Source organism: Lachnospira sp. (assembly GCF_016290755.1).
Classification (GTDB): domain Bacteria; phylum Bacillota; class Clostridia; order Lachnospirales; family Lachnospiraceae; genus Lachnospira; species Lachnospira multipara.
This window is the reverse complement of sequence record NZ_JAEEVD010000068.1, coordinates 1-10,590: the sequence shown is the minus strand read 5'-3', so window position 1 is coordinate 10,590 and position 10,590 is coordinate 1. Positions and strand designations below refer to the sequence as shown.

Annotated in this window: 10 protein-coding genes and 2 pseudogenes; 11 read left to right on the top strand and 1 reads right to left on the bottom strand. The window is 33.4% G+C overall.

What is annotated here, in order from left to right; all coding sequences use genetic code 11:
• The 10 genes and pseudogenes from QVA17_RS11530 to pflA all read left to right on the top strand — a co-directional run.
• A pseudogene (locus tag QVA17_RS11530) lies at positions 1–181 on the top strand (ABC transporter ATP-binding protein); the annotation flags it as partial.
• 196 nt (positions 182–377) lie between these two features.
• Positions 378–782 carry a hypothetical protein gene (locus QVA17_RS11525; RefSeq protein WP_287389053.1) on the top strand — a complete coding sequence of 135 codons (405 nt, stop codon included), beginning with the start codon at positions 378–380 and terminating at the stop codon, positions 780–782.
• A gap of 93 nt (positions 783–875) precedes the next feature.
• Entirely contained in the window at positions 876–2,072 is a 1,197-nt protein-coding gene (gene pncB / locus QVA17_RS11520; protein ID WP_287389051.1) for a nicotinate phosphoribosyltransferase, read from the top strand.
• A gap of 22 nt (positions 2,073–2,094) precedes the next feature.
• The gene (locus QVA17_RS11515) at positions 2,095–3,231 is read left to right on the top strand and encodes an FkbM family methyltransferase (RefSeq protein WP_287389049.1); all 1,137 of its coding nucleotides are present in this window, start codon (positions 2,095–2,097) and stop codon (positions 3,229–3,231) included.
• Between the two features lie 11 nt (positions 3,232–3,242).
• Positions 3,243–4,304, top strand: a complete 1,062-nt coding sequence (locus QVA17_RS11510) for a hypothetical protein (RefSeq protein ID WP_287389047.1) — start codon at positions 3,243–3,245, stop codon at positions 4,302–4,304.
• A gap of 64 nt (positions 4,305–4,368) precedes the next feature.
• Positions 4,369–5,967 (top strand): class I adenylate-forming enzyme family protein, encoded by a 1,599-nt coding sequence (locus QVA17_RS11505; RefSeq protein ID WP_287389046.1) that lies wholly within the window; start codon positions 4,369–4,371, stop codon positions 5,965–5,967.
• Between the two features lie 37 nt (positions 5,968–6,004).
• Entirely contained in the window at positions 6,005–6,250 is a 246-nt protein-coding gene (locus QVA17_RS11500) for an acyl carrier protein (protein ID WP_027431634.1), read from the top strand.
• Between the two features lie 4 nt (positions 6,251–6,254).
• Complete coding sequence (locus QVA17_RS11495) at positions 6,255–7,430, top strand: Gfo/Idh/MocA family protein (protein ID WP_287389044.1); 1,176 nt, start codon at positions 6,255–6,257, stop codon at positions 7,428–7,430.
• Between the two features lie 187 nt (positions 7,431–7,617).
• Positions 7,618–7,836, top strand: coding sequence for a hypothetical protein (locus QVA17_RS11490; protein ID WP_027431636.1), 219 nt, complete (start codon positions 7,618–7,620; stop codon positions 7,834–7,836).
• 194 nt (positions 7,837–8,030) lie between these two features.
• Complete coding sequence (gene pflA / locus QVA17_RS11485) at positions 8,031–8,789, top strand: pyruvate formate-lyase-activating protein (RefSeq protein WP_287389042.1); 759 nt, start codon at positions 8,031–8,033, stop codon at positions 8,787–8,789.
• Positions 8,790–8,894: 105 nt separating this feature from the next.
• Here the strand turns inward: pflA and QVA17_RS11480 are convergent, their stop codons facing one another.
• The gene (locus QVA17_RS11480; RefSeq protein ID WP_074521526.1) at positions 8,895–9,272 is read right to left on the bottom strand and encodes a metal-dependent transcriptional regulator; all 378 of its coding nucleotides are present in this window, start codon (positions 9,270–9,272) and stop codon (positions 8,895–8,897) included.
• 205 nt (positions 9,273–9,477) lie between these two features.
• Between QVA17_RS11480 and QVA17_RS11475 the strand changes: the two are divergent.
• Positions 9,478–10,590: pseudogene (locus QVA17_RS11475) on the top strand (hypothetical protein); the annotation flags it as partial.

Sequence of the window (10,590 nt, the reverse complement as noted above, 5' to 3'; positions counted from 1 at the left end):
AGAAATAAAGATTAATTTAGATGAGTTAGATGATTATCAACGACGTTATAAAATTGGAAATGTACGCCAAAGAAAAGAGGGATTGGTGCTTAGAATTGTTGATGATAATTTACCAGATGAAGTTAAGCGAGTAGATAACAATATTGATTTAGAAGATGTTTATCTATATTATTTCGAATAAAATAAATGCTCCGCGAGGATGCGCACGGATTCGGACAGGAATTCGGGGCTGCTTCAGCAGACCCGAATCCGGCGCTAGACTTACGAGCGAGTCTTGACAAATAACCGATTTTGAAAGATAGATTCTATTTACTGCCAAGTATTTAAATGCTATAATAAAATACAGTATAAGTATTGTTTTCTGCGAGGTGGAAAATATGAATGGATTGCTAGGCCTTAAATTTTTTTGTGCAATGCCAAGTGTTTTACATTTTAAAACTTTTAAAGCACTAGATTTAGATTTGTCTAAATATTTGGGTGTTGAGTTGGAATATGAAATCAAAAAAGCTAAAAAAGAAATAAATGATAACCAGGGCATTATTATTAAAGAAGGAAGTTTTTATTTAGAAATAGAAACAGTTGGCTATAATTCTGATTGGAATACAGATACTATTGCAATTGCAATTGCTGTAATTAAAAGACATTTGGATTTAAAGATATATGGCGAGTTTATAACTGCCAGTGAAGAAAATGAGCACCAAGAGGGAAGACCTATTAGCGATGAAGAATATGATAAGATGATTAAGGATTTAGCAAAGAAGATTGTAGGCAAACATATATAGTTGGCTTAGTTTTACTTTATGTATGCATAAAAATCTGCTAAAATAACGTTAATTTATCTTTTTAGCTTAATGCTAAATAGGAAGGGGTTTATTATGCATAAAATTATAAACAGTTTATTAGAGACAGATCTTTACAAATTTTCAATGGGACAGGCAATCTATCACCATTTTCCAGGATATGAAACAACTTGGTCTTTTAAATGTAGAAATGAAGATGTACATTTTACAGAAGAGATGGTAGAAGAGATTAAGCATCAAATAAAAATGTATTGCGAATTAAGATTTAGCGAAGAAGAGCTAAAATATTTATCTTCAATTCAATGGTTTAAGAAGTCATACATAGATTTTTTACGTTTATGGCATCCAAGATATGAGGATTTTACTTTCGGAACAAATAGCCCATGTGGTTTAACAATAGAAACAAACGGAACTTGGCTTAATACATCTATGTATGAGATTCCAACACTTGCTATAGTGAATGAAGTTTACTTTAGAATGAAATATGATTATGACAAGCTCATGTTAAGTTTTAAGGATAGACTAGATAAAAAGGTAGAAAAGCTAGTTAGTGGTGAATATAATATTGGAGCATTTTCAGAGTTTGGTATTAGAAGAAGATTATCAGCAGAGGCTCAGGAATTAGCTATTAAAGAGCTTATGAGAAACGATTATAAGGGCTCTAAGTTTGTTGGTACATCTAATGTATACCTAGCTAAAAAGCTTAATATAAAGCCTGTTGGAACTATGGCACATGAATGGATTATGTGTGTAGGACAGGGTAATCATAAGCACAATCCAGCTTATTCAAACTGGTATGCCCTTGATGCATGGGTAAAGGAATATGGAGTTTTAAATGGTACAGCTCTTACTGACACTATAACAACAGACTGTTTCTTAAGAGACTTTAAGCTTACTTATGCAACACTTTTTAGCGGTGTTAGACATGATAGTGGTAGTCCGTTTGAATGGGGCGATAAGATGATTGATCACTATAATAGTCTTGGAATTGATCCTAAGACTAAGACTTTACTCTTTAGTGATAGCCTTAATTTTGAGAAAGCAGATGAGATTAATTCTTATTTTAAAGATAAAGTTAGAGTCGCATTCGGCATAGGAACTTATATTGCTAATGATACAGATGTAGATGCTCTAAATATTGTTATGAAGACAACTGCATGTAATGGTATGGATGTAGCTAAAATTTCAGATGTAGAAGGTAAGGGTATGTGCAAAAACCCAGACTATGTGCATTATTTAAGAAGAACAATAGCTTGGAGAATGGAACATTAATTAAGTTTAGGGGGACAACTTTATGTTTCAAGATTATATTGTTGATGAGTATTTATTAGATGTAAATGGTGAATTAATTGAAAAATTAAAACAAGAAGATTTGGATATAATTATTTATGGATGTGGAGGGGCATCAAAAACATTTACAAATCTATTAAATAAAAATGGACTTAGTGTAACTGCCTATTTAGAAGGTAAACAGTATTTTAAGGAAGGAAAAGTCTTTCTTAATAAACCTGTTTATTTAATTGATAATATTTATAAGCAAATGAACAATATTAATTTAATTGTTTGTGCAACGGGTAATGACGTAATTCATATTATGAATGATTTAAAATCAAAAATGAATGTGAATATTTATAGTTATCTAGATAGAAATCAGTTATATACAATGAAAGCAGAATGGGTGGTTGAACATAAAGAAGAATTAAATCAAGTATATGATCTTTTGGAAGATGAAGAATCAAAACTAGTTTTTCGTTCCTTTATAGCAGCAAGAGCTAACAATATAAAAAGAGAATGCTGTGAAAATATGATATCTTTATGGACATCAGAGCAGTATTTTAATGACTTGTATCCTAAAGAGTTGTATGATGAACATATATTAATTGATTGTGGAGCATATATAGGAGATAGCGCTACAGCCTTTTTTGAATTTTTAAAGGATGAGGAAAAGCCTGTAATGGTTAGAGCTTTTGAGATGGAGGATGAAAATTTTAAAGAATTAGAAAGCCTTTCAAATAAATATAATAATCTCATTGCCTATAAGATAGGCTTAGGTGATAAACATGAAAAATATTATTACGAAAGAAAAAAGGATGCATCTGTTTTAGTGGATTATGAAACGGAGAATATGGTTGAAATAGCTCCGCTTGATTCCATTCTTAAAGGAAAAGAAATAAAGGCAAGCTTTATTAAAATGGATATAGAGGGTTTTGAAGAAAAAGCTCTTATGGGAATGAAAAATGTAATTATAAATAATAAGGCTACTTTAGCAATTTGCGTTTATCATAAAGTAGATGATTTAATAAGGTTGCCTAAATTAATAAAAAGTTATGTGGAAAGCTCAACTTGTGATGTGAAATATAAATATTATTTAAGACACCATTCACATAATGCTGCAGAATTAGTGTTTTATGCAGTTCCTTGCACACAGTAGAGAGGTGACCTATGAAATTTAAGATTAACCCTGAATTTGATAAGCGTTATGACATTAGACTTGCTAATTTGGATGATGTCCCTTTAATTATGAAATTTATTGATGAATGTTGGCGTAAGGGGCACATTATGTCAAGAAGTAGGGAACTTTTTGACTATGAATACGTTCATGAAACAGAAGTGGATTTCGTTATTGCTATTGATAAATTCAGCGGAGAGCTTGAGGCTATATTTGGTTTTATACGTTGCCAAAAGGAAAGAAATAGGGATATATGGGGAAGTATGTGGAAGGTTAGGGATGACCATGATAATATGAATCTTTTAGGAATTGAGCTAGCTAGGAGGGTATATATACTAACTGGTTGTAGAATGCATATTGGAAATGGTGCTAACCCTAATACAACTATCCCTTTAAGAAAAATATTTTTTAGAGAAAAGACAGCTAAGATGAAGCAATTTTATAGGCTTAATAAAGAAATAAAAGACTATAAGATTGCTATTATAAAAGATGATTCTTTAGAAAATGTTGAGACGGACGAAAGAATTAATAATCAATTAATAAATTATAATTTGAATAAAATAGACAATTTTACAGAACTAATGAATTGTTTTGAATTGAATAAAATGGACATATATCCTGAAAAAGATGCTTATTATATTAAACATCGTTACTTTGAACATCCTTTTTATAACTACTTAGTTTATGGGATTGAAATAAATGGACAAACTGAAGCTGTTATAATTTTAAGACAGATTGATATAAATGGATCTTCTGTTTTAAGGATTGTAGATTTTTTGGGATGTGAAAAGGCATTGGTTGGAATTTCATCTAAACTTGATGAGTTGATGCAAGCTAGAAAAGCTGAATATGTAGATTTTTATCAGTTTGGTTTGGATGATAAAATCCTAAGAAAAGCAGGATTTATTAATAGAGAGGATACAAGAAATATTATTCCAAATTATTTTGAACCTTTTTTACAGGAAAATGCAGATATATGGGTTCACTATATAATGGATAATACTAGATTTTTTAAAGCTGATGGGGACCAAGATAGACCAAATCAGTTAAATTAGATATACAATAAAATAAGGCAATAAATATAGGTAATAAATATATGAGAAATCAACTGGGGGATTTATGAAACTATTATTTGAGCAATTTATTGAGGCATCTAACGAAAATGAAGATAAAATGGCGATTTACTGCGATGGAGAGAGTAAAAGCTACAAAGAAATGAGAACTTTTGTATGTAGGTATGCAAACTATCTAAGTTCTCATGGTGTAAAAAGAGGGGATATTATAGGCATTCCTCTTAATAATAGTATTGAATCTGTAGGGCTTATTATGGCCGTAACAGCTCTAGGTGCAGGTCTTGCACCAGTTAATCCCACTTTAAATATTAAAGATATGGATATTGCTTTTAAGGCAGCTAATGTAAAACATATAATTGCAAGAAAATCATTTTATAAGGAAGTTTTAAAGGAAAATAATTATTTTTTATTAGATTATGATGGATTAAAGTTGTGCCTTGATGGAGATGTTGAGGAACTAGAAATAGATAACCGAGCAGCATATAATCAGGAAATAAATAAAACCAACAAAGTTAAAATACATAGTTTTAAGGAAGTTCTAGAGATGAGAGAGAACTTGCCAAAGTTAGATAATATTACCGGGGAAGAAACTTTTATTTTAACTCTGACCTCAGGTTCAACAGGTAATCCAAAGCCGATTTTATTAAGTCAAAACAACAAAAATACTAGAGCTAAGGCTCATATTGAAATGTATAAGCTAACAAAAAATGACAAGATTCTAGCAGCAACACCGCTATATCATTCCTTAGCTCAAAGACTAGTAATAATGCCCCTTATACTTGGTGCAACAGCTGTGATTTTACCAAGGTTTACACCAAAGTTGTGGCTAGATTTAGTTAGAAAGCTAGAGGTTACATTTTCAATAGCAGTATCAGCCCAGCTAGCACAGGTACTAAAGGAGTTAAAAGAGGCAGAGGAGAAAACTTGCCCCTCACTGCGACTTTTGGTTTCCTCAAGCGCCCTCTTAGATTTAGAGGTAAAGAAGGAACTGGTAAATTTTTTACAATGCGAATTTCACGAAATGTATGGAACTAGCGAGTGCTCAACGGTAACAGATATAAATCTTAAGGAAGCAGGCCAGAAACTAAATTCGGTGGGAAGACCGCTAAAGGGCGTAGATATTAGGATTTTGTCTGATGAAAATGAGGAGCTTCCACTAGGGGAAATTGGAGAAATTGCAGTAAAGACCCCGCTGATTTGTGAGGGCTATTTAAATAAAGAAGATGTGTTTAAAAAGGCGATGATTAAAGGCTATTTTAAAACAGGCGATTTGGGAAAGCTAGACACAGAGGGCTTTTTAACATTTTCAGGAAGAAAAAAAGAAATAATAATAACCGGCGGCGTAAACGTCTATCCAAAGGATATTGAAGATAAGGTCATAAAATTAGAGGAAGTCTTAGAAGTTGCAGCTTTTCCTTATAAGGATGAAAGGCTTGGAGAAATTGTTGCCCTAGCAGTGGTGACTGAGGCTGCGGAAAAGGAAATCACGAAAAAGATTAGACTATTTTGTGCTAAAAACTTGGCGGATTTTCAACAGCCTCATAAGATATTTATCTTGGATTCCTTGCCTAAAAATAGCATGGGAAAACTGGTGAAATCTAAGTTAAATGATTGGGTGAAGGATAATAAAGAGATAGAGAAATAAAGAAATAGAGAAATAGAGAGAATCAGGGGGATTAGATATGGAACAGGTAAGAGAATTCATTTTAGATAGGCTTCAAAAAGAGTATAGCTTTAAAGAAGGGACAGACATTGAAAAGATAAATTACGTGGAGGAGGGCTATATGGACTCCTTAGGATTAATTCAGTTTATCGGGGAACTTGAAGATGAGTTTGATATTGAGTTTAGCGACGAAGAAATGATGGAGGATTCTTTTAGAGTCGTGGGCTCTTTAATTGACTTGGTGACTAAAAAAGTGGGGGAATAATAAATTGAAGGATCGAGTAGTAGTTGGGGTTGTAGGAGCCGGCAGAGCCTGTGAATTACATGCTTTTGGCTATCAAAGAAGCAATATTCCAGTTAGATTAAAGACTGTCTATGCTAGACGAAAGGAGCAGGCAGAAGAGGCCATTAAGCGTTTTGGCTTTGAAAATGCTACTAATGATTTTGAGGATTTACTAAGGGATAAGGAGATAGATGTAATCGATATTTGCACACCCCCTTATCTTCACAAGTCTGAAATCATAAGGGCACTAGAGGCTGGGAAAAATGTCATTGTGGAGAAGCCGCTAACAGGCTATTTTGGCAGTGAAGAAGATGAAAAACCTATTGGAGAAAAGGTTTCAAAAAAGAAAATGTATCACGCCCTTTTAGCAGATTTAGAGGAGCTAAGGGACGTGGTTAAAAGAACTGGCAAGAAGTTTATGTATGCAGAAAACTTCGTCTATGCCCCTGCAATTATTAAAGCGGGAGAAATCGTAAGGGCAAAGAAAAGTCGAATTCTATATATGAAAGGTGAGGAAAGCCTAAAGGGCTCAAGTTCTAGCGTTGCCGGAGAGTGGTCGAAAACTGGTGGCGGAATTTTTATGAGAAATGGAGTGCATCCCCTTGGAGCAATCCTTTATTTAAAGGAGCAGGAGTCCCTTGCCATGGGAAAAAATATTACCGTTAAATCTGTAGTTGCAGACATGGGCTATGCCACAAGAAATCTGACAGAATACGAGCATCGTCACATAGATGCTAGACCTGTGGATGTGGAAGATGCAGGAACGGCTGTGATTACATTTACAGATGGAAGCAAGGCCACAATAATTTCCACAGATAACCTGCTTGGTGGCAGTAAAAACTATGTGGAGCTTTATTGCAATGACACTGCCATTAACTGTAATTTAACCATGAATAATGCCATGGAGACCTATATGGTGGATTCCGTGGGTATGGAAAATGTATATCTATCGGAAATGCTTCCAATTGTAACCGGCTGGAATAAGCCTTTTGTGGCAGATGAAATGTTAAGAGGCTATTGTAACGAAATCGTGGATTTTATGGATTGCGTCTTAAATGATAAGGAGCCTCAAGGATGTTTTGACCTTGCAAGTCAGGTTATGAAGGTGGTTTATGCAGCTTACTATTCAGATGAAGAGGGTAGAAGGATCGACCTTGTATAAAAAGTGCTAAATTTTACATTTTAGACTTAATAAAAAGTTAATCTTGAAATTAATGTCATTTTAATCTTTTGCTAATATAATAATAGACAAAGAGAGGAGACAAAAATATTTATATCGTACTCCCTACATCAAACAGCTAGCTCCCCTCTTTGTTATAACAAAGCTTTAAAACGGAGGTTGATTAATTATGTTAACTTTGTTGATGATATTATTATTTATTGGCTTTTTTAGGATGTCAGTTTTTGTATTTAAAATATTTGGATCCCTTGCAGGTTTCCTATTTGGAATAATTGGTTACATCATTCTTGCAGCAGTGGCTTTTATGCTTATTTCAACTTTAAGCTTCTTATTCCCATTCCTTGCGATTGTAGCTTTATTTGCACTATTTAAAAAATGTGTCGACTAATCATATAAGTTCTTTAAAACTTTGTATAAAGCAATCTTTTTAAAGAGTTGTCTAGTATTTAGTACAAGAAAAAGAGACTGCACTTATTGATAATAATTGTCATATGTGATATATTTAACAAGAAGTGTATATTGTATACAATCCTATGTATCACTCTAAGATACATTTGCTGATACGAAAGGAGAAGAAGTTATATGAGCGAAATTATTGGTAGAGTAAATTCATTAGAAAGCTTTGGTTCCGTTGATGGACCAGGGGTTAGATATATTGTTTTCTTAAAGGGATGTCACATGAGATGTAAGTACTGCCATAATCCTGAGACATGGAGTATGGAAGGCGGCATGGAGATGACACCAAGCCAGATTATGGAGAAGGCTATTAGATTTAAGGCATATTGGAAGAATGGCGGCGGTATCACAGTAAGTGGTGGCGAAGCTCTTTGCCAGATTGACTTTGTTATTGAGTTATTCAAGCTTGCTAAGTCAAAGGGAATCAATACATGTCTTGATACATCAGGTAATCCATTCTCAATGGACTCAGAATATCTTAAGAAGTTTGACGAGCTTATGAGCTTAACAGATACATTCTTACTTGATATTAAGATTATTGATGATGAGAAGCATAAGATTTTAACAGGATGGACTAATAAGAACATCTTAGAATTAGCTAAGTATTTATCAGATAATAATAAGGATATGTGGATCCGTAACGTATTAGTTCCAGGTGTTACAGACGACCAGGAAGACTTAGAAGGTCTTAGAGATTTCGTTGCAAGTCTTAAGACTGTAAAGAGATTCGAAGTTTTACCATACCACACACTTGGTGTTGTTAAGTATGCAGAGCTTGGAATTAAGTATGAATTAGAAGGAGTATTACCTCCAACTAAGGAAGAAATCCAAAGAGCTAATGATATTCTTGAAACAGAGAAGTATCAGGGCTACTTAGGAAGATAAATTAGATAGCATTGTAAGACTCCTTACAATCTTTTATAAATTTTCTGTTATGTAAAAAACCTACTCAGTAACTGAGTAGGTTTTTGGTTTATTGTCTTTTAAAAATTATTCCCCGATTTGCTCTATAATGACCTTCTTAATTGCTGCAAATGTCTCTTTACTTACATCGTGTTCAATCTTACAAGCGTCATCCTCTGCAATCTGTGGATCAATGCCTAAGCTCTTAAGCCACTTTGTAAGTAATTCATGTCTCTCTAAAATAGTTTCAGCAATTTCCATACCAGCGTCTGTAAGGTAGATATAACCTTCCTTAGTCACTGTAATGTATTCTGATTCACGCAAATTCTTCATTGCGATACTTACGGATGATTTTCTAAATCCCATCTCATTAGAAATATCGATTGATCGAACTACTGGAAGTTTTTTACTTAACATAAGTATTGTTTCTAAATAATTTTCTGCAGACTCGTGAATTCCTGCCATTTTAAAATCCTCCAAATAATTTTAGGTAACATCTACTTTAGAAAGTATATCATGAAATACTCTTGTTTTCAAACTATATATAGATTTTTAAGAATTCTAAAATTCCATTAACTTTTTTTTATTACGAGTTAGTGTTATAATGTTATGAGAGACTGGGAGTAAATTTAATAAAAGAGTAGTACAAAGTAAGAAAGGTTTGCTAGATATGGATAACAACGGGGTAAATGAAGTATTTAATAAGTATAACGTAGATCAGATTGTAGTTCCTGATGTAGTTAAGGAAGATCTACTAAGCATTATAGAGGAGAAGCTATCGAAAGTTGGCTTCTATTATCGTGTTGCCTACAGAGTAAAGACAAGCGACTCTATTTTGAATAAGCTTTTACTTAAACAATACAGAATAGAAGGCTCGCCAAATGAACATAAGAAGATGCAGGATTTAGTTGGTATTAGAGTAATTCTTTACTATGAAGATGACGTGGAGATTTGTAAGGATTTGCTGGATACTATTTTTGCCACACCAGGTATTTGGGAGACAACAGAAGCGTCTGAATATGAGTTTAAGGCAAGTAAGGTGAATGGTATTTTTAAACTTCCATCTTACTTAAGTAAGAATATTTCTAATCCTATGTTATCAGAATATATAGACGATACATTTGAAATACAGGTAAGAACTAACTCCTTTGAGGGTTGGCACGAGATTGAGCATGATACAAGATATAAGGGTTCAGCCTTTGGCGGTAACGAAGCCCTAGCTAGAAAGATGAACTCAATCCTTGCTACTTACGAGCTTTGTGATGATTCCATGGTAGGCTTAATTGAAGATTTAGGACATCATCATTATAAGAATAAGAACTGGAATGATATGCTTAGATGCCATTACAGACTTAAATTTGAAAATGAACCTCTTCATCCATACGTAGAGGAGATTTTCAATAAGGATAATGAACTTGCTAAGCAATTCTATAAATTTAGACGTGGAAAGTTAATTAAGCAGTTGTGCCTTAATGTCTATGGAAGGGCAGCAGAGCTTACAATTACGAACATTGTAAGAATTGTAAATCAGATTGGCCCTAATGATGAAAGACTTAATGATGCCTTTGTAAAGATTGAACTTGAAAAGAAGGAAGGGGCAAGCTTTAATAGACGTCGTAGGTTTGAACCTTTTAAAACTCTTGGACAATATAAGGTATTCCATGCAAAGACAGATATCGATCTTAACAACTTAAGTATAGAGGATGCCTTTAGAAAGGCATCTAACCTAATTTATTCTTGGGTAAATTCTAGATTTAACGAAGTATTTACAGACATACCAGAA